The sequence below is a fragment of the Streptomyces sp. NBC_01381 genome (assembly GCF_026340305.1).
GTDB lineage: Bacteria > Actinomycetota > Actinomycetes > Streptomycetales > Streptomycetaceae > Streptomyces.
The window spans coordinates 159,555-178,839 of sequence record NZ_JAPEPI010000002.1; the positions used below are offsets into that span (position 1 = coordinate 159,555).

Genomic DNA, 19,285 nt, shown 5'->3' on the forward strand with positions numbered 1-19,285 from the left:
CGCCATGACCCACCCCTCTCCTTCTTCGTCTTCTTCATCGGCTGCTTCGCCTTCGCCGAACGCCCTCAGCCACCCCGCGCTCGCCGCGCAGGACCCCGAACTTGCCGCCCTCGTCGGCGCCGAGGAACAGCTCCAGGCCGACACCCTGCGCCTGATCCCCAGCGAGAACTACGTATCCACCGCAGTCCTCGAAGCCTCCGGCACCGTCCTGCAGAACAAGTACAGCGAGGGCTACCCGGGCCGTCGCTACTACGAGGGCCAGCAGAACATCGACCCCGTCGAGCGCCTCGCCGTCGCCCGCGCCAAGTCCGTCTTCGGCGTCGAGCACGCCAACGTCCAGCCCTACTCCGGCTCCCCGGCCAACCTCGCCGTCTATCTGGCCTTCGCCGAGCCCGGCGACACCGTGATGGGCATGGCCCTGCCCATGGGCGGCCACCTCACCCACGGCTGGGGCGTCTCCGCCACCGGCAAGTGGTTCCGCGGTGTGCAGTACGGCGTCCGCCACGACACCGGCCTCATCGACTTCGACGAAGTACGCGACCTCGCCCTCAAGGAACGCCCCAAGCTGATCTTCTGCGGCGGCACCGCCCTTCCTCGCACCATCGACTTCGCCGCGTTCGCCGAGATCGCCCGCGAGGCCGGCTCCGTCCTGGTCGCCGACATCGCGCACATCGCCGGTCTGATCGCCGGCGGTGCCCACCCCTCACCGGTGCCGCACGCCGACGTGATCTCCACGACCACCCACAAGACCTTGCGCGGCCCGCGCGGCGCGATGCTGATGGCCCGCGAGGAGCACGCCAAGGCCATCGACAAGGCGGTCTTCCCGGGGCTGCAGGGCGGCCCGCACAACCAGACCACCGCGGCCATCGCCGTCGCCCTCCACGAGGCGTCTCAGCCCTCCTTCCGCGACTACGCCCACGCCGTTGTCGCCAACGCCAGGGCCCTTGCCGAAGCGCTGCTCGCCCGCGGCTTCGACCTGGTCTCCGGCGGCACCGACAACCACCTGATCCTGATGGACCTCACCCCCAAGGACGTCCCCGGCAAGGTCGCCGCCAAGGCCCTCGACCGGGCCGGGATCGTCGTCAACTACAACACCGTGCCGTACGACCCGAGGAAGCCGTTCGATCCGTCCGGCGTCCGCATCGGCACCCCCTCACTCACCTCCCGTGGTCTCGGCACGCAGCACATGCCGACCGTCGCCGACTGGATCGACCGCGGTGTCGCCGCCGCCCGCACCGGCGACGAGGACGCCCTGACGAAGATCCGCTCCGAGGTCGCCGACCTGATGGCCGCCCATCCGGCCCCGGGCCTGCCGACCCACTGATCCCCGGCACGGTCACGTCCCGCCTCCCTCCGCCGGTCACCTCACCGGCCGGGGGAGGCCGCACCCCTCACACATCCCGCAGCTCCTGGCGAGGCCCCTCCTCATGGGGGCGCCGCGCCCGCAGCAACGCGAGCGGTGACCGGCGCTTGGCGAGCGACCCCCGCAGCAGCAGCGCACCCGCCGCCCCCACCGCGACGCCCGGTATCGCCCACCACCAGCCCGCCCCGCGATCGCCCGGCGTACCCCGGGTCGGCTCGGAGGCCTGCCCGGCCCCGGCCTCAGCCTCCGAGTCGGCCGCCGCCGACGGCGGCGACGCCGGTGTGGGGGGTATGGCCTGGCGGCCGTCTTCCGCCTCTGGGCCCATGACCCCGAGCTTCTCGAACAGCTTCGTCAGACGAGCCGGCTCCGGCGCCTTGTGCCAGTAGCCCTTCATGGACTCCAGGTCGGTCGACGTGTGCACCCACACGTCCGCGGTGGCCTTGCCCGCGTCGGGCGCCACCGGATAGACCCGGTCCACTCGCCACGGCCGCACGTCATGGGCCATCCACGTCACATTGAGCTGACGGCTCTCCTGCCCGATGCCGAGCCCCGGCGGCCGCTCCCGGCTCCCCCTGTCCGCGCGGATCTCCCCGAGACCCTGCTCAAGGCGGCGATAGTCCTTGTCGTCGACGGTCAGCGCCGCGCTCTCCCCGCTGATGGGCGAGACCACCAGGACGCTCGTCGGCCCGCCCGCCACCGCCTGCGGCGCCCCTAGGGCCACCAGAGCCAGCGCCGCCGCCAGCCCCATCGCCGACCCGCACACTCCCCTTACCGTCCGCATGTCCGATCCCCCAGCCGCTCGCCGGCACGACCCGTCCGTGCCGCGTCACTTCTGGTACACCGCCCGAGCCGTTCAGGTTCCCGATCCGCCCGGCCCGATCCGAACCGACTTCCCGATCTCCAGCGCCCGCTCCTTCGACGCCACGCCTTCGAGCCGCAGCGTCAGATCTGTCCCGTGCGTCCACAGCAGCGTCGGCCCCGTCGTCCGCTCGGACCGCTCCCACCGCTCGCCGTCGCCCTCCACCAGCCAGAACGTGAGCCGATGGGGCACCGGGAACCACAGCCCCGTCGCACGGCCCACCTCGACCCACTCCGGCCGCACCCGCACCGTCTTGCCGAAGCCGGGGTCGAGGCGCGCGCCGAACTCGTCAAGACGTATCGTCCGGCCGTCGTCGCGCCAGCAGAGGCTGACCAGGACGCGCGCCCCCGGCTCGCGTGTCACCGCCACCGCGTCCGGTGTGCCGAGCGCGGCCGGAACCGCGGGCACGAACCCGGCCCGGCGCTCGGCCTCGGTCAAGGTCAGCGCACCGCCGCACCCCGGCACGCCCGCCCGGGTCGGCGGGGCCCCCGACGGGTCGTACCGCACCTCGACCCCGCCGAAGTCGAACCAATCGAAGACCGCCGCCCGCACCGGCGGTGTCAGGACCGCCGCCGTCAGGAGCCCGCACAGCGCCGCCGTCAAGATCCGCCACCGTGCCCTCAGCCACCGCCGCAGCCGGTCCAGACGCCCCGGCGGCTCGGCCACCGGGACGGGCACCGACTCCGCGATGATCTGCGCGATGACCCGCTCGGCCATCGTCGAGCCGTCGGCCCCCGGCCTGTCGAGGGACCGGCCGAGCTCCCGCAGCTCCTCAGGAAGCCGACGGGCCCGCTGCCCGGCCCGCTCGTCCCGCTCATCCATGCCCGTCACCTCCTCCCGGTCCATCCGGCCCATGCGGTCCATCCGGCACCCGCGGCAACAGCCGCTCCAGCTTCCGCAGCGCGCGGTTCAGCCGGGATTTGACCGTGCCCCGCGGCCAGCCCAGAGCCTCGGCCGTCTCCGCCTCGTCCATCTCCAGGAGATAGCGGTAGGTGACGACCAGGCGGTGCTCCTCGCTCAGCCGCTCGAGCGCGGCGAGCAGCGCCGCCCGGCGCTCCACCTCCAGCGCCGCGACCGCGGGGTCCGCCGATTCCGGTATCAGCGGCTCCGCCTCCGCCAGCGCGGCCTCCCGCCCGACGAGCGAGCGCTGCCGGACGGCCGAACGCACTGTGTTCCTCGTCTCATTGGCGACGATCGACAGCAGCCACGGCTTGAACGCCGAGCCCTCCCTGAACCGCCCCAAGGAGCAGTACGCCTTGAAGAAGGCCTGCTGCACCACGTCTTCCGCGTCCGATCCCGCCCCGAGCGCCGCGGCCGCCCGGAGCGCGAGCCCGGTGAAGGCGCGCACCAACTCCGCGTACGCCTCCGCCTCCCCGGCGCGCACACGCGCGATCACCGCACCCTCGTCGACGACGCGGCCCCCCTCCAGGACCTCCCCCTGTGCCCTCACACTCTTGATACACCGGCCGGACGAGATCGGTTCCGCATTCACGACGACCGGATCAGGCAACGGATCGCAGCAATGGACCGAAGCGGCGGATCACGAGATCGCGGCACACCCGTCACACGTCTGTTTCCGAGCAATGAGAGACACCTGAGAGAATGAGCCTCATGGCCTCTGATCGCCCGCCCGTCACCCACCACCACCCTCAGGGGAATGGCTTCGCCATGCAGCATCTTCCTCGTGTGCTCTCCGGAATCCAGCCCACCGCGGGCTCGTTCCACCTCGGCAACTACCTCGGCGCGGTCCGCCAGTGGGTGGCGCTGCAGGAGTCCCACGACGCCTTCTACATGGTGGTGGACCTGCACGCGATCACGATGCCGCAGGACCCGGCCGAGCTGCGTGCCAACACCCGCCTCGCCGCCGCCCAGCTGCTTGCCGCGGGACTCGACCCGGAGCGCTGCACCCTCTTCGTCCAGAGCCATGTCCCCGAGCACGCCCAGCTCGCCTGGATCATGAACTGCCTCACCGGCTTCGGCGAGGCCTCGCGCATGACGCAGTTCAAGGACAAGTCCGCCAAGCAGGGTGCGGACCGCGCCTCCGTGGGCCTCTTCACGTACCCGGTCCTCCAGGTCGCGGACATCCTGCTCTACCAGGCCAACCAGGTCCCGGTCGGCGAGGACCAGCGCCAGCACATCGAGCTCACCCGTGACCTGGCCGAGCGCTTCAACGGCCGCTTCGGCGAGACGTTCACCGTTCCGGCGGCGTACATCCTCAAGGAGACGGCGAAGATCTACGACCTTCAGGACCCGTCGATCAAGATGAGCAAGTCGGCGTCCGCTCCCAAGGGCCTGATCAACCTCCTCGATGAGCCCAAGGCCACCGCCAAGAAGGTCAAGAGCGCGGTCACCGACACAGACACGGTCGTGCGCTACGACACCGAGAACAAGCCGGGTGTCAGCAACCTCCTGACCATCTACTCGACGCTTACGGGGACCGGTATTCCGGAACTGGAGCAGAAGTACGTCGGCAAGGGCTACGGTGCGCTGAAGACCGACCTCGCCGAGGTCATGGTCGAGTTCGTGACCCCCTTCCGGGACCGCACCCAGGCCTACCTGGACGACCCGGAGACGCTGGACTCGATCCTGGCCAAGGGCGCGGAGAAGGCGCGTGCCGTGGCCGCGGAGACTCTCGCCCAGGCGTACGACAAGGTGGGCTTCCTGCCCGCCAAGCACTGAGCCACACCACCCCTTGTACCGAGCCAGGTACAGCAGCGCCCTCTGCCCGCCACCCGACCGACAGGAGTACGACGTGGGGACCGTAACGATCGGTGTTTCGATCGCGGTCCCGGAGCCACACGGCAGCCTGCTCCAGGAGCGGCGCGCGGGCTTCGGGGACCCCGCGGCGCACGGCATTCCCACCCACGTCACGCTGCTCCCGCCGACCGAGGTGGACGCGTCGGCGCTGCCCGCGGTCGAGGCGCATCTGGTGGCCGTCGCGGCCGCCGGGCGCCCCTTCCCGATGCGGCTCTCCGGGACGGGCACGTTCCGTCCGCTGTCGCCCGTCGTCTTCATCCAGGTGGTGGCGGGCGGCTCGGCCTGCGGATGGCTCCAGGAGCGCGTCAGGGACGCCTCCGGGCCCATCGAGCGCGAGCTGCAGTTCCCGTACCACCCGCACGTCACGGTGGCGCACGGCATCTCCGAAGAGGCCATGGACCGGGCGTACACAGAGCTCGCCGACTACGAGGCCGAGTGGCCCTGCACCGGATTCGCGCTCTACGAACAGGGTGCCGACGGAGTCTGGCGCAAGCTGCGCGAGTTCGTCTTCGGAGGGGGCGGCCCCCTCGTGCCTCCGCAGGCGGCGGCCCCGGCCGCGCACGGCGCGCTGCCCGCCCGCTGACCTCCTCCTAGGAGGGGACCTCACCGCAGAAGCAGGAGCGGCCCCTCACACCGGAAGCCGCCGGAACACCGTTCGTGGCACATGCCGCAGCGCCGACATGACCACCCGCAGCGCCCCGGGCACCCACACCGTCTCCGAGCGCCGGCGCAGGCCCGTCTCGATGGCTTCGGCGACCGCCTCCGGAGTGGTCGCCATCGGGGCCTCCTCCAGGCCCGCCGTCATCTTCGAACGTACGAAGCCGGGGCGTACGACCATGACGTGCACGCCCGTCCCGTGCAGCGCGTCTCCCAGGCCCTGGGCGAAGGCGTCGAGGCCGGCCTTGCTCGATCCGTAGATGAAGTTGGAGCGCCGCGCCCGCTCGCCCGCGACGGACGAGAGGACCACCAGGGAGCCGTGCCCCTGGGACTGCAGCGCCCGCGCGCACACCAGGCCCGCGGAGACCGCCCCGGTGTAGTTCGTCTGCGCGACACGCACCGCAGACAGCGGCTCGTCCTCGTCGCGTGCCTGGTCGCCGAGGATGCCGAACGCGAGCAGGACCATGTCGATGTCGCCCTCGGTGAAGATCTTCCCGAGGGTGTTCTCGTGGGACTCGGAGTCGAGCGCGTCGAAGGCGACGGTGCGGACGTCCGCACCCATGTCGCGCAGGCCCGCCGCGGCCTTCTCGAGGCCCGGGGACGGCCGCCCGGCCAGCCACACCGTGCGGGTGCGCCGCGCGACCAGACGGCGGGCGGTGGCGAGTCCGATCTCGGAGGTGCCGCCGAGCACGAGCAGCGACTGGGGGGTGCCGAAGGCGTCCTTCATGGGACCAACTCCTGGAGGTGCTAGAGGGCGAGGCGGCGTGAGAGGTCCGAGCGGAACAGGCCGCGCGGGTCGAGATCGGCCCGCAGCGCGCGGAAGTCGTCGAGCCGCGGATACATCGCGGCGAGCATCTCGGGCCGCAGGCGGGAGTCCTTGGCCAGGTAGACGCGGCCGTCGGACGTGGCCACTTCCTCGTCCAGTTCGTCGAGGAAGGCGCCGAGGCCCGGCAGGTTCGCCGGGATGTCCAGGGCCAGCGTCCAGCCGGGCATCGGGAAGGAGAGCCAGCCCGGATCGCCCTCTCCGAAGCGCTTGAGTACGGCGAGGAAGGACGGGCAGCCGCGCTCCGAGATGCGCCGCACGATGCGTCGAAGGGCTTCTTCCTTGCCGTGTCCGACGACGAATTGGTACTGCACGAAACCGCTGCGTCCGTAGACGCGGTTCCAGTGCGGGACGCCGTCCAGGGGGTGGAAGAACGTGGAGATCTTCTGGAGCTCGCCCACGCGGGAGCGGGGCGCCTTGCGGTACCAGAGCTCGTTGAAGAGGCCCACCGACTTCCGGCCGAGGAGCCCTTCGGGCAGGAAGCGCGGGGCGGGCGGCAGTTGGCCGGGGCGGAACGTCAGCGGGGCTCTACGCGCGCGTGCCGGAAGGGCGTCCAGGGGAGCGTGGTCGCCGCGCGTGAGCACCGAGCGGCCCATCGCCTTCCCGCGCGCGAGGAGGTCGATCCAGGCGACCGAGTAGCGGTAGCGGTGGTCGGTGGCGGCGAGGCGGGCCATCAAGTCGTCCAGGTCGGCGGCGCGTTCCGTGTCCACCGTCATCAAGGAGGTCTCGACCGGCTGCAGTTGGATGGTGGCCGCGAGGATCACGCCGGTCAGGCCCATGCCGCCCGCCGTCGCGTCGAACAGGGCGGTGCCGCGCTCGAAGGACCGCACCGTCCCGTCGGCGGTGAGCAGCTCGATGGCGTTGACATGGCGCGAGAACGAACCGGAGCCGTGGTGGTTCTTGCCGTGGATGTCCGCGCCGATCGCGCCTCCGACCGTCACGTACCGGGTCCCCGGGGTCACCGGCACGAACCAGCCGAGCGGGAGCAGGACTTCCATCAGGCGGTGCAGCGAGACGCCGGCGTCGCACAGGACGGTGCCCGCGTCGGCGTCGATGGCGTGCACACGGTCCATGCCGGTCATGTCGATGACCGCGCCGCCCGCGTTCTGCGCGGCGTCCCCGTAGGCCCGTCCCAGGCCCCTGGCGATGCCGCCGCGCTCGTCGCACGCGCGGAGGGCCGCGGCGGCCTCCTCGGGCGAACGGGGGCGGATCAGCCGGGCGGTGGTGGGGGCGGTGCGCCCCCAGCCGGACACGGACACAGCCTCGGACGTCGTCACGGAAGCGGATGCGGAGTCGGCAGGCATGGGAGCGACCGTATCGCCCATGCATGGGTAGTTTGTCCTGAATCATCCGAGCTCTCACCGAAATGGGTGATTGATGGAGTGTCGTCCGATATTTACGTAAATATTGAGAGGTCGCCTAGAAGAGTCGGGAGCCGCGGTTCCTGGAGTCCTCGGAGTCCACGGACCCCCTGAAGTCCCTGAAGTCCCTGAAGTCCCCGGAAAAGGAGGCCACATGCACGGCATCGACCACCGGCTGCTGTCGGCCCTGCGCGACTGCGGCTCCGACAGGCGCGTGGCCGCGGCCGCGCGCTCTCTCTCCTGGACCGGCGAGCACGGCGCGCTCTGGCTCGTCGCGGGCCTGGCGGGCGCCGCGGTCGACCGCGAGCGGCGCGGCGCGTGGCTGCGCGGCACAGCGCTCACCGCGGCGGCCCACCTGGCCAGCATGGGCGTCAAACGGGTCGTACGACGCCCGCGGCCCGGCGCGGACACCGGAGCCGAGCCCCTCGTCAGGACCGCGGGACGGCACTCCTTCCCCAGCTCGCACGCCACTTCGGCCGCCGCAGCGACCGTCGCGTACGGCGCGCTGAGCCCCGCGGGCGCCCGCATCGTGGCGCCGGTCGCCGCCGCGATGTGCGTCTCCCGGATGGTCGTCGGCGTCCACTACCCGAGCGACGTGGCCGCAGGCGCGGCCCTGGGCGCCCTCACCGCGCGCGTGGGCGCCGCCTGGATGAACGGGGGCCGCAGCGATGGCTGAGCGCGCCGCCCTGCTCGAACGCCCCGGCCCGCCCCAGCCGTCGGGCCCCCGTCCGCTCGCCCTGCCACTGGGCCTCCTGAAGACCGCGCGCCCCCGCCAGTGGGTCAAGAACGTCCTGGTCGTCGCGGCCCCCGCCGCGGCGGGGGAGCTCTTCTCGCGCCACTCGCTCAGCCAACTCGCCATCGTCTTCGCGCTGTTCACGGCCGCCGCGTCCGCCGTCTACCTCATCAACGACGCGCGCGACGCCGACGCCGACCGCGCCCACCCCACCAAGTGCCGCAGACCGGTCGCGGCCGGGCAGGTCCCGGTGCCCGTCGCGTACGCGGTCGGGGGACTGCTCGCCGTCCTCGCGCCCACGGCCGCCGCCGCGCTCTGCACACCGCTGACCGCGGCGCTGCTCGCCGCCTACGTAGTGATGCAACTCGCCTACTGCGTCAGCCTCAAGCACGTACTCGTCGTCGATCTCGCCGTCGTCACCACGGGCTTCCTGATGCGCGCCATGATCGGAGGGCTCGCCCTCGGCATCCCGCTCTCGCGCTGGTTCCTCATCACGACCGGCTTCGGCGCGCTCTTCATGGTCTCCGCCAAGCGCTATTCCGAAGCCGTCCAGATGTCGGGCGGCGCCGAGAAACTGGGCGCCACGCGCGCGTTGCTCACCGAATACACCACCGGGTACCTGCGCTTCGTGTGGCAGCTGGCCGCCGGGGTCGCCGTCCTCGCGTACTGCCTGTGGGCCATGGAGAGCGGCGGCACGGCCAACGGCAGCCTGCTGCCCTGGCGGCAGCTGTCGATGGCCGCCTTCGTCCTCGCGGTCCTGCGGTACGCCGTGTTCGCCGACCGGGGCACCGCGGGCGAGCCCGAGGACGTCGTCCTGCGCGACCGTGCGCTCGCCGTCATCGGCGTGGTGTGGCTGGCGATGTACGGACTCGCGGTCGCCGACTGGTGAGCGTGGTGCGCGCCCTCAGAGGGCGGCTGCGGGCCATGGGGCCCGAACTGCTCGGCTTCGCCGCCGCCGGGATCTGCGCGTACGCCGTCGACCTCGGCCTCTTCATCTGGCTGCGCGGCCCCGTCGGCCTCGACCCGCTGACCGCCAAGGCGCTGTCCTTCGTGGCCGGTTGTACCGTCGCGTACGCGGGCAACGCGCTCGGCACCTATCGGGGCGAGCGGGCCAGGGTGTCGCGCCTGCGCCAGTACGGGATCTTCTTCGCCGTCAACATCGCGGGCGCCCTGGTGCAGTTGCTCTGCATCGCCGTGTCCCACTACGGCCTCGGCCTCACCTCACAGCGCGCGGACACCGTCTCCGGAGCCGGAATCGGTATGGCACTCGCCACTGTTCTGCGTTTCTGGGGTACCCGGACCTTGGTCTTCCGCACAGCGGGCAGGGAGGCATCATGGACTGGCTGAAAAAGCTCCCCGGAATCGGGCCCCTGGTGGAGCGCGCGATGCGCACGCACGCGTGGAGCGCGTACGAGCGGCTCGACAGCGTGCACTGGACCCGCCTCGCGGCCGCGATGACGTTCATCAGCTTCCTTGCGCTCTTCCCGCTGATCACCGTCGCCGCCGCGATCGCCGCCGCGACGCTCTCCAAGAGCCGGCAGCAGAAGCTCGAGGACAAGCTCACCGAGCAGGTCCCCGGCATCTCCGACCAGCTGAACCTGAACGCCCTGGTCGACAACGCGGGCACCATCGGACTCGTCGCGGGCGCCGTGCTGCTCTTCACCGGCATCGGTTGGGTGGGCTCGATAAGAGAGTGTCTGCGGGCCGTCTGGGAGCTGGAGGACGAGGACGAGAACCCCGTCCTGCGCAAGCTCAAGGACGCCGGCGTACTCATCGGGCTCGGGGGCGCCGGGCTCGCCTCCGTCGCCGCCTCGACCCTCGCGTCGACCGCCGTCGGCTGGAGCGCCGACCTCGTGGGCGTCTCCCGGGACGGCTGGGGCGGCGTGCTGCTCCAGTGGGCAGCGTTCGCCATCGCCGTCCTCGCGGACTTCCTGCTCCTGCTGTACGTCCTGACGCTGCTGCCCGGCGTCCAGCCGCCGCGCCGGCTGCTGATCACCGCGGGGCTGATGGGCGCCGCCGGGTTCGAGCTGCTCAAGCTGCTGCTCGGCGGCTACATGAAGGGCGTCGCCGCGCGGAGCATGTACGGCGCCTTCGGCGTGCCCGTCGCCCTGCTCCTGTGGATCAACTTCACCGCGAAACTCCTGCTGTTCTGCGCCGCCTGGACGGCGACGCGGAAGCAGGGACGTACAGAAGAAGAGCCAGAGGAAGAGCCGGCAGAAGGCGACCGGGGCGCCCCGAACGACGAGGCGCCCTCCGGAGGCGTCAGCGACGGCCCTTCCGGCGCACCAGGTCCGGCAGCGGCAGCCGGCGGCTGATCACGAACCACCCGGCGGCCAGGAGCACCAGCACACCGCCCACGACACCGAGCGCGACACCGACACCGCCGCCCGAGTCCTTGTCCGCGGCGTGCGCCACGTTCTTGGCCGAATCCGACTTGCCCTTGCCCGCGCCCGGAGCGCCCTTTCCGCTGCCCGTGGCGGCACCCTTCGGGGGGACCAGTTCGCCCACCGGGTCGACCTTGCCCGAGGCCTGGAAGCCCCAGTCCAGCAGGCGTTCCGTCTCCTTGTAGACGGCGTGCTGCTCCCCGGAGTCAGGGTTCATGACGGTGACGAGCAGCACCTTGCCGTCGCGCTCGGCGACGCCCGTGAAGGTGGTTCCGGCGTTCGTGGTGCTGCCGTTCTTGACGCCCGCGATGCCCTTGTAGGGGTCGAGACCGACGTCTCCTGTAAGGAGTCGGTTGGTGTTCTGGATCTCGAAGGACTCGCGCTTCTTCTTGCCCTTGTCCTTGCCCTTCGAGACCTTCTTGGTCTCGCCGGGGAACTTGGCGGTGGCCGTCGAGCAGTACTCGCGGAAGTCCTTCTTCTGCAGACCGGAGCGGGCGAACAGGGTCAGGTCGTACGCGGAGGAGACCTGCTTGGGGGCGTCGTAGCCGTCCGGGCTGACGACGTTGGTGTCCAGGGCCTGCAGTTCCTCGGCGTGGGACTGCATGTCCTTGACGGTCTTCGCGACGCCGCCGTTCATCGACGAAAGGACGTGCACCGCGTCGTTGCCCGACCGCAGGAAGACGCCGAGCCACAGGTCGTGGACCGTGTACGTCTCGTCCTCCTTGACGCCGACCATGCTGCTGCCCGCGCCGATGCCCGCCAGGTCGGAGAGCTCGACCTTGTGCTTCTGCGTCTTGGGGAACTTCGGCAGGACCGTGTCGGCGAAGAGCATCTTCAGGGTGCTCGCCGGGGGCAGCTTCCAGTGCGCGTTGTGCGAGGCGAGCACGTCGCCGGACTCGGCGTCCGAGACGATCCAGGAGCGTGCCGACAGGTCCTTGGGGAGCACGGGCGCACCCGCCTTCAGGCTGACCTGGGTGCCTGCCTCGCCGAGCTTGGCGCCGCCGACCGTCGACATGGAGGAGGGCGGCTTGGGCTTCTTGTCGCCTCCTGGCTTGCCGTCCGCCAGTGCTGGCGCTGCGGTCGAGAAGGTCAACAATGCGGCGGAAGTGACCAACAAGGCGGTCTTTTTTACGGCAGGCACGGACGAGAACGTACAGGGCGCCGCTGTGGACGTCGCCGTCGAGGTGGCCTGTGTGTCGCGCTCCTGACCCCGGCGGCTGTGCGGAAGGGAGGCTCGCGATACTGAACGTATGAAGCTCAGCCGCCCGGTCTCCTGGTTCCTGCTCGCCTTCGGCGTGTGGAGCTGGTTCATCTGGATCACTTTCGTCAAGAACCTGTGGAAGGACGGCAGCGGGCTCGCCTTCGACGACGGCGACCCGACCGCGTACTTCTGGGTGCACCTGACGCTCGCCGTCGCCTCCTTTGTCTTGGGGACGGTGGTGGGGACCATCGGGTTGCGTGGGGTGCGGGCTCTGCGCCGTACGTCATAGACGTGATCATTCTCTTCGTACTCATCGGCCTCGCCGTCCTCGCGGCCTTCGCCGGGCTGCAGTGGTACGCGTGGCGGCGCCTGGTGCGGGACACGACGGCGCGGCCCGGGTTCGTGCGGCGGGCCGGTGCGGTGGTCTTCACCGTGGGGCCGCTGCTGATGTTCGCCGCGGTCGCCAGTGAGCGGGCCGGTGCGCCGTTCTGGCTGCAGCAGGTGCTGGCCTGGCCGGGCTTCATGTGGATGGCCCTGTCGATCTACCTGGTCCTCGCGCTGCTCGCGGGCGAGCTCGTACGACCCGTCCTGCTGAGACTGCTGCGACGGCGACGCTCGGAAACGACTCCTACGGAGACGGCGCCTACGAAGGCCACTCCTACGAAGGCCACTCCTACGGAGAGGGCGTCTACGGAAGCCACTCCTACGGAGGACCCGGCTTCGACGGATGACGCCCCCGCCGCCTCCGCCGTGGAAGCGCCGCGGAATCCGGCCACTCCCTCGCGTCGCCTCTTCGTCTCCCGGATCGTCGGCGGCACCGCCGCGGCCGTCGCCGTCGGAACGGTCGGCTACGGAACGTACGGCGTGCTGCGCGGCCCCCGGGTGAAGCGCGTCACCGTGCCGCTGGCCAAGCTGCCGCGCGCGGCGCACGGGTTCCGGATCGCCGTGGTCAGCGACATCCACCTGGGGCCGATCCTCGGACGCGGCTTCACCCAGCGCGTGGTCGACACGATCAACGGCACCCAGCCCGACCTCATCGCCGTCGTCGGTGACCTCGTCGACGGCGACGTCGATGACCTCGGGCCCGCCGCGGCACCGCTGGCGCAGCTCCGGGCCCGGCACGGCAGCTACTTCGTCACCGGCAACCACGAGTACTTCTCCGGCGCGCAGCAGTGGGTCGATCACGTACGCGAACTCGGCCTGCGCCCCCTGGAGAACGCACGCGCCGAACTGCCCGCCTTTGACCTCGCGGGCGTGGACGACGTGGCGGGCGAGAGCGAGGGGCACGGGCCCGACTTCGCCAAGGCGCTCGGCGACCGCGACCGGTCACGGGCGTCCGTGCTCCTGGCCCATCAGCCGGTCGTCATCCACGACGCCGTCAAGCACGGCGTCGACCTCCAGCTCTCCGGGCACACCCACGGCGGACAGCTCTGGCCAGGCAACTTCATCGCCGACCTGGCCAATCCGACGCTTGCGGGACTTGAGCGGTACGGCGACACCCAGCTGTATGTGACGCGCGGCGCCGGCGCGTGGGGGCCGCCGGTGCGGGTCGGGGCGCCGTCCGACATCACGGTCGTGGAACTGGCTTCCCGCCAGGCGTAATCGGCTGTTGGTTCGATTCGGTTCCCTTTGGTGCGGACTTGGCCGGATACTGCGGGGTCGCACGGTGACGGTGTGACACCGGGCGCTTCCTCTGCGCAGCATCTGGTGTCGGAAGTGTGTGCGGTTCCGGGTGCTTGTGTGTGCCCGAGCCCGAGGGGGGACCGAGGATTGTTACGACGTCACGCGTTCCGGCTGCCACCGCATCCGGCGTCCGTCGCGCTCGCTCGTGTTCGCGTTCGCGATCATCTGACGGCCTGGGGGCATACGGAGAAGAGCGTGGCGCGCCATGACGTCGTACTCCTGGTGTCGGAACTCGCGACGAACGCGGTCTGCCACGGCCTCGTCCTGGAGCGGGAGTTCGAGGTCGCGGTCACGGTGCTCGCCGACGGCGACTGCTTCATAGAGGTCTCCGACGAAAGCCCCATGGGCCCGGAGCTGCGGGGCACGGGCACCTGGGAGGACGAGAACGGCCGGGGCCTGCGGCTCCTTGACGCGCTGGCGGAGGCGTGGGGCGTCTGGCAGCGCGGGAGGCACGGCAAGACGGTGTGGGCGCTGGTGCGGGGCACGGGGGACGCCGGGTGGCCCTGATCCCTGATGGCCGGGCCCGCCGCCGTCACGACGCCGAGGCGGGCCTCAACTCGGGCTCTGCGCCGGCAGAGTGACCGTCACGGTGAGCCCCTCGCCCGGAGTCGTCTCCACCTCGACCTCGCCCCCGTGCGCGGTGACGACCCCCTGCACGATCGCCATGCCGAGGCCGCTGCCCGCGCCGCCGCCCGCGCGGAAGAAGCGGTCGAAGACACGGGCCGCGTCCTGCGCGTCGAGGCCCGGCCCCCGGTCCTCGACACGCAGCCGCACAAGCCCGTCCACCCGCTCCACGCCCAGCGTGACCGGCGCGTCGGCGGGGGTGTGGACGCGTACGTTGCCCAGCAGATTGCCGAGCACCTTGCGCAGCCCCGACTCGTCCGCGCGGATCAGCAGGGCGCCGTCGGCGCGGACGGTGAGCGGGCGCTCCGGCTCCTGCACGCGCAGATCGTCGGCGGCGTCCCGCACCAGGCGGCTCAAGTCGACGTTCCTGAAGCGCAGTTCCGGCTGCTGGTCCAGGCGGGCCAGGGTCAGCAGCTCGTCGACCAGGCGCCCCATCCGGTCGGCCTCGGCGTTGACGCGGTCCCACGCGCGCGTGCGCTCCGTCGGGTCGCGGAGCATCCCCTTGTCGTACAGCTGGAGGTAGCCGCGGATCGCCGACAGCGGCGTACGCAGCTCGTGCGAGGCGTCGGCGACGAAGCGGCGCAGCTGTGCGGAGCTGCGTTCGCGGGTCTCGAAGGCCGATTCGACCTGGTGGAGCATGGAGTTGAGGGCAAGGCGCAGCTGCTCGGTCTCCAGCACGGGGGTGCGGCTCGACGGCACCCGCCGCGTCAGGTCGCCGTCGGCGATCGCGGACGCGGTCTCGACCATGTCCTCCAGTGGGCGAAGACGGTGGTGCGCGGAGATCATCGTCAGGACGGCGAGCAGCCCCAACAGGGCCACTCCGAAGGCGGCGTCGACCTTCAGCGCCTTCTTGATGCCCGAATGCAGGCTCTCCGTAGAGGTGGCCATCAGGACGGTCGTGCCGTCGTCGAGGCGTGCGCCCACGGTGCGGTAGGGGTCGCCGTCCAAGGTGACGTCGCGCGGCTGCGATGCGCTGACCAGGGCGCCCGGGTCGTCCACCGCGGAGGCCAGGGCGCGCTGGCGCGGTGTCGGCTCCAGCGAGCCGATGGGAACGGGCTTCCCGGAGGCACCGATCGCGACGATGAGCGTGTCCGCGCGCGGGAGCCCACCACTTCGGTCGGTGCCGCCGGGGGAGAGGTTGTCGAGCGCCATGCCGAGCGCGCTGATGTACTCGATCTGCTTCATGGTCAGACCCATGCGGTGCAGCGAGTCGCGCGACGAGGTCAGCTCCGCGTCGATGTTGTCGAGCAGGAAGTGCCGCATGCCCATGATGCTCACGGCCGTCGCGGTGACGATGCCGAGGGCCAGCAGCGCCACGTTGACCCAGGTGAGCTTGGCGCGCAGCGAGTGCGTGCCGCGGTGCGCACGCCTCATGCGAGTCCGTATCCGACGCCCCGCCGGGTCGTGATCACCGGCGGGCCGATGGCGGCCAGCTTGCGCCGCAGATAGCTGATGTAGGTCTCGACGACGGTCGACTCCGCCGTGTGCTCGTAACTCCACACATGGCGCAGCAGCTGCTCCTTGGGCACGACGCGGCCCGCGTTGCGCACCAGGAAGCGCAGCAGGGCGTACTCGGTCGGCGTGAGCTGCGCCGTGCGGTCCGCGCGGCGCACCACGTACGTCGTGTCGTCGAGCTCCAGGTCGCCGTAGCGCAGCGGCGGGCGCTGGGGGAGCACGTCGCCCGCCCTGGTGCGGCGCAGGACCGCCCCGATACGGGCGACGACCTCGTCGATGTTGAACGGCTTGGTGATGTAGTCGTCGCCGAAGCCGAGCGCGCCCACGACCTCCGACGGCGCGTCCCGCGCGGTCAGGAACACCAGTGCCAATTCGGGGTGCCGGGCGCGCAGTTCCCTGCCCAGCGCACGCCCGTCGCCGTCCGGCAGCATCACGTCCAGGAGCGCCACGTCGGGCCGGGTGCGTTCGGCGAGCGCGAGGGCATCGCGCACGGTGCCCGCCACCATCACGTCGAAGCGGTGATAGCGCAGGGCGATGGCCAGCACGTCGGCGATGCTCGGCTCGTCCTCGACGACGAGGACGGTCGCCTCCTCGCCCCGCGGCGTTCCGACATCTGTTCCCCGGCGGCCTTCGGCGTGGCTCATGCCCCCAGTATCGGCGCGGACGTTATACGAAGTCTCGGTCCGTGCTTTGGAGTTACTTGAGAATCATGGCCGCGCCGCGCCCCAGCGGCGCCGTGCCGCCGATGCTGAGGTCCGACGAGGCACGGACCTGGGGGACTCGGCGACGCGGAGGAGGAACGGATCGTGACGGCATTGGCGCGGTGGTGCCATGCGCACCGCCTGGTGGTCCTTGTGCTGTGGGTGGGTGCCCTGTTCGGCCTGGGGGCGGCGGGGACCTCCGCGGGCACCGCCTACTCGAATGTGTTCTCCCTGCCGGACACGGACTCCACGCGCGCGTACGACCTGATGACGAAGGCGTTTCCGGAGCGCTCGGGGGACACCGACACGGTCGTGTGGCGCGTCGACGAGGGCGCATCGGTGCGCGACAAGGACGTACGTTCCCGGATCGAGCCCACGCTGAAGGACATCGCCGGCATGAAGGGCGTCGGCGAGGTGGTGGGCCCGTACGCATCCAAGGAGGCGGGTGCCTCTAAGAAGGCGGGTGCCTTCAACAAGGAAGGCGCGTCCAAGAAGGCGGATGCCTCCAAGAAGGCGGGCGCATCCAAGAAGGCAGGCGCCTCCAAGGCAGGCGTCTCCAAGGAGGCAGGCGCGGCACAGATCAGCGAGAACGGGCGGATCGCCTACGCCCAGGTGACCTTCACCGAGCAGGCGAACTTCGTCCCCAAGGACCTCGTCCAGGACGTCGTGGACACGGCTCAGAACGCCGAACGCGGCGGCCTCCAGGTCGAACTCGGCGGCCAGGCGATCACCCGCATCCAGGAGCCGCCCACCGGCACCTCCGAACTGGTCGGCATCGCGGCCGCGGCCGTAGTCCTCTTCCTGGCCTTCGGATCGCTCTTCGCGATGGTCCTGCCGATCGTCATCGCGGTCTTCGGAGTGGGCCTCGGCATGCTCTCGACGATGCTGCTCAGCCATGTCACGGACATCCCCGAAGTGGCCCCGCTGCTCGGCTCCCTGATCGGCCTCGGCGTGGGCATCGACTACGCGCTCTTCATCGTGACTCGGCACCGGCGCGGCATCCTGCGCGGCATGGAGCCGCGGGATGCGGCGGTGCAGGCGCTGAACACCTCGGGCCGCGCGGTGCTGTTCGCGGGCGGCACGGTGTGCATCGCGCTCGCCGGAATGCTGGTGATGAGAATGCGCTTCCTGGATGGCGTGGTCATCGCGGCCTCCCTGACGGTGATCCTGAGCGTCCTCGCGGCCATAACGCTGCTGCCCGCGCTCCTGGGGCTGCTCGGCCCCCGGGTGCTCAGCCGCAGGCAGCGGCGGCGTCTCGCGGCGACGGGGCCCGATCCTGCCGAGGCGAGCGGCCTCGCGGCGCGCTGGTCCTCGTACGTACAGAAGAGGCCGCGTTCGATCGCGGCGCTCGCCTTCGTGGTGATGGCCTTCCTCGCCCTGCCGCTGCTCTCCCTGCGCCTCGGCGCGACCGATCAGGGCAACCACCAGGAGTCGACGACGACCCGGCAGGCGTACGACATGCTGGCCGACGGCTTCGGTCCGGGATTCAACGGCCCACTCCAAGTTGTGGCCGAAGAGACCGACACCGGAGGCCTGGTGAAGAGCATCCGGTCGACGGAGGGCGTCGCCCAGGTGGCGGCGGCCCCACCGTCGGACGGCATCTCGGTCATCAACGTCGTCCCGACCACATCCCCCCAGTCCGAGGAGACCGACCAACTCATCGACCGGCTACGGGGAGACGTGATTCCGGAGGCCGGCGTCGAGGCGCACGTCGGCGGTGTGACGGCCATCTTCAAGGACTTCGCCGCGGTGACGGGCGACCGGCTGCCCTACTTCGTAGGAGCCATCATCGCGCTCGGCTTCCTCCTGCTGCTGATTGCGTTCCGCTCCCTGGTGGTGCCCCTGACGGCCGCCCTGATGAACCTGATCGCGGCGGCCGCGTCCTTCGGCGTACTGGTGGCGATCTTCCAGTGGGGCTGGGGCACGGAACTGATCGGCGTCGGCAAGGAGGGCCCGATCACGGCGTTCCTGCCAGTCATCATGCTGTCGCTGCTCTTCGGGCTCTCGATGGACTACCAGGTGTTCCTGGTGAGCCGCATGCACGAGGAATGGGTGCACACGAAGGACAACGCCCGCGCGGTCCGGGTGGGCCTCGCCGAGACGAGCAGGGTCATCAACTGCGCGGCCCTGATCATGATCTGCGTCTTCTCCGCGTTCGTCCTGAGCGGCGACATGGAGGGCGCGATGGCGGGCATCGGCCTTGCGGCAGCGGTGGCCCTAGACGCCTTCATCCTGCGCACGGCGCTGGTCCCGGCGGCGATGCATCTGCTCGGCCGCGCCAACTGGTGGCTCCCCGCGGGCCTGGAGAAGCGCCTGCCGCACCTGGCGGTGGAGCCACGGGAGGAGCCGGAGCAGGCCCCGTCCGAAACCGTCCCCCACGCGCGCGTGGAGCCCAACGGCTCGGGCACGGCCTCCGTAGTGCACGGTTTCATCCGCACAGTGGAGGGCGACCCGGTGCCGGACGCGACCCTGACGCTGCTCTCCAAGGGTGGCCGCAAACTGGACCGCGTGACGTCACTGGCCGACGGCTCGTACATCGTGGCGGCCCCGTCGGCAGGCGCCTACCTACTGGCAGCCACGGCCCCCGGCTACGCATCACGCGCCCGGCACATCATGGTCGCCGACGAGCCGCTCATGTACGACATGGAGCTGGCGTCGGGGGAGGTGGACGCGGTCAACTGAGC

Annotated in this window: 19 protein-coding genes; 11 read left to right on the forward strand and 8 right to left on the reverse strand. The window is 71.0% G+C overall.

Annotated features, from left to right (window positions below):
* The first annotated feature begins 4 nt into the window (after positions 1–4).
* A complete protein-coding gene (glyA, locus tag OG453_RS22430; RefSeq protein WP_266870181.1) occupies positions 5–1,324 on the forward strand; it encodes a serine hydroxymethyltransferase in 1,320 nt (439 codons plus the stop codon).
* A gap of 67 nt (positions 1,325–1,391) precedes the next feature.
* Here glyA and OG453_RS22435 read toward each other — a convergent pair whose 3' ends face one another.
* The 3 genes from OG453_RS22435 to OG453_RS22445 form a co-directional block, all read right to left on the reverse strand.
* Positions 1,392–2,144 carry a hypothetical protein gene (locus OG453_RS22435; RefSeq protein WP_266870182.1) on the reverse strand — a complete coding sequence of 251 codons (753 nt, stop codon included), beginning with the start codon at positions 2,142–2,144 and terminating at the stop codon, positions 1,392–1,394.
* A 72-nt stretch (positions 2,145–2,216) separates the two neighbouring features.
* The gene (locus OG453_RS22440; protein ID WP_266870183.1) at positions 2,217–3,044 is read right to left on the reverse strand and encodes a hypothetical protein; all 828 of its coding nucleotides are present in this window, start codon (positions 3,042–3,044) and stop codon (positions 2,217–2,219) included.
* Positions 3,037–3,618: an RNA polymerase sigma factor gene (locus tag OG453_RS22445; protein ID WP_266873087.1), complete on the reverse strand. Its 582-nt coding sequence runs from the start codon at positions 3,616–3,618 to the stop codon at positions 3,037–3,039. Before OG453_RS22445 ends, OG453_RS22440 begins: the two co-directional genes overlap by 8 nt.
* Positions 3,619–3,890: 272 nt before the next feature.
* On the opposite strand from OG453_RS22445, the gene trpS reads away from it, so the two are divergent.
* Together trpS and OG453_RS22455 are read left to right on the forward strand one after the other, a co-directional pair.
* Positions 3,891–4,901, forward strand: coding sequence for a tryptophan--tRNA ligase (gene trpS, locus OG453_RS22450; RefSeq protein WP_266870185.1), 1,011 nt, complete (start codon positions 3,891–3,893; stop codon positions 4,899–4,901).
* Between the two features lie 73 nt (positions 4,902–4,974).
* Positions 4,975–5,562, forward strand: a complete 588-nt coding sequence (locus OG453_RS22455) for a 2'-5' RNA ligase family protein (RefSeq protein ID WP_266870186.1) — start codon at positions 4,975–4,977, stop codon at positions 5,560–5,562.
* A 45-nt stretch (positions 5,563–5,607) separates the two neighbouring features.
* Here the strand turns inward: OG453_RS22455 and OG453_RS22460 are convergent, their stop codons facing one another.
* Together OG453_RS22460 and OG453_RS22465 are read right to left on the reverse strand one after the other, a co-directional pair.
* Positions 5,608–6,363 (reverse strand): decaprenylphospho-beta-D-erythro-pentofuranosid-2-ulose 2-reductase, encoded by a 756-nt coding sequence (locus OG453_RS22460; protein WP_266870187.1) that lies wholly within the window; start codon positions 6,361–6,363, stop codon positions 5,608–5,610.
* Positions 6,364–6,383: 20 nt separating this feature from the next.
* Complete coding sequence (locus OG453_RS22465) at positions 6,384–7,763, reverse strand: FAD-binding oxidoreductase (RefSeq protein WP_266870188.1); 1,380 nt, start codon at positions 7,761–7,763, stop codon at positions 6,384–6,386.
* 211 nt (positions 7,764–7,974) lie between these two features.
* Between OG453_RS22465 and OG453_RS22470 the strand changes: the two genes are divergently transcribed.
* Genes OG453_RS22470 through OG453_RS22485 form a run of 4 tightly spaced genes read left to right on the forward strand, consistent with a single transcriptional unit; the run spans position 7,975 to position 10,868 of the window.
* Complete coding sequence (locus OG453_RS22470; protein ID WP_266870189.1) at positions 7,975–8,496, forward strand: phosphatase PAP2 family protein; 522 nt, start codon at positions 7,975–7,977, stop codon at positions 8,494–8,496.
* Positions 8,489–9,442 carry a decaprenyl-phosphate phosphoribosyltransferase gene (locus tag OG453_RS22475; protein ID WP_266870191.1) on the forward strand — a complete coding sequence of 318 codons (954 nt, stop codon included), beginning with the start codon at positions 8,489–8,491 and terminating at the stop codon, positions 9,440–9,442. The genes OG453_RS22470 and OG453_RS22475 overlap by 8 nt, the downstream gene beginning before the upstream one ends.
* Before the next feature lie 35 nt (positions 9,443–9,477).
* Positions 9,478–9,900 carry a GtrA family protein gene (locus tag OG453_RS22480; RefSeq protein WP_266873088.1) on the forward strand — a complete coding sequence of 141 codons (423 nt, stop codon included), beginning with the start codon at positions 9,478–9,480 and terminating at the stop codon, positions 9,898–9,900.
* Positions 9,888–10,868, forward strand: a complete 981-nt coding sequence (locus OG453_RS22485; RefSeq protein WP_266870192.1) for a YihY/virulence factor BrkB family protein — start codon at positions 9,888–9,890, stop codon at positions 10,866–10,868. Before OG453_RS22480 ends, OG453_RS22485 begins: the two co-directional genes overlap by 13 nt.
* Here OG453_RS22485 and OG453_RS22490 read toward each other — a convergent pair.
* Positions 10,816–12,078, reverse strand: a complete 1,263-nt coding sequence (locus OG453_RS22490; protein WP_266870194.1) for a D-alanyl-D-alanine carboxypeptidase family protein — start codon at positions 12,076–12,078, stop codon at positions 10,816–10,818. The genes OG453_RS22485 and OG453_RS22490 overlap by 53 nt on opposite strands.
* A gap of 109 nt (positions 12,079–12,187) precedes the next feature.
* Here OG453_RS22490 and OG453_RS22495 point away from each other — a divergent pair, with 109 nt between their 5' ends.
* The 3 genes from OG453_RS22495 (at position 12,188) to OG453_RS22505 (ending at position 14,328) form a co-directional block, all read left to right on the forward strand.
* Entirely contained in the window at positions 12,188–12,427 is a 240-nt protein-coding gene (locus tag OG453_RS22495; RefSeq protein WP_135331861.1) for an SCO4848 family membrane protein, read from the forward strand.
* Between the two features lie 2 nt (positions 12,428–12,429).
* Positions 12,430–13,740: a metallophosphoesterase gene (locus tag OG453_RS22500; protein ID WP_266870195.1), complete on the forward strand. Its 1,311-nt coding sequence runs from the start codon at positions 12,430–12,432 to the stop codon at positions 13,738–13,740.
* A 168-nt stretch (positions 13,741–13,908) separates the two neighbouring features.
* Complete coding sequence (locus OG453_RS22505) at positions 13,909–14,328, forward strand: ATP-binding protein (protein ID WP_266870196.1); 420 nt, start codon at positions 13,909–13,911, stop codon at positions 14,326–14,328.
* 45 nt (positions 14,329–14,373) lie between these two features.
* Here OG453_RS22505 and OG453_RS22510 read toward each other — a convergent pair whose 3' ends face one another.
* Positions 14,374–15,819, reverse strand: a complete 1,446-nt coding sequence (locus tag OG453_RS22510; protein WP_266870198.1) for a HAMP domain-containing sensor histidine kinase — start codon at positions 15,817–15,819, stop codon at positions 14,374–14,376.
* Positions 15,816–16,544, reverse strand: coding sequence for a response regulator transcription factor (locus OG453_RS22515; RefSeq protein ID WP_266870200.1), 729 nt, complete (start codon positions 16,542–16,544; stop codon positions 15,816–15,818). Before OG453_RS22515 ends, OG453_RS22510 begins: the two co-directional genes overlap by 4 nt.
* A gap of 162 nt (positions 16,545–16,706) precedes the next feature.
* Between OG453_RS22515 and OG453_RS22520 the strand changes: the two genes are divergently transcribed.
* Positions 16,707–19,283: an MMPL family transporter gene (locus OG453_RS22520; protein ID WP_266870202.1), complete on the forward strand. Its 2,577-nt coding sequence runs from the start codon at positions 16,707–16,709 to the stop codon at positions 19,281–19,283.
* The last annotated feature ends 2 nt before the right edge of the window (positions 19,284–19,285 follow it).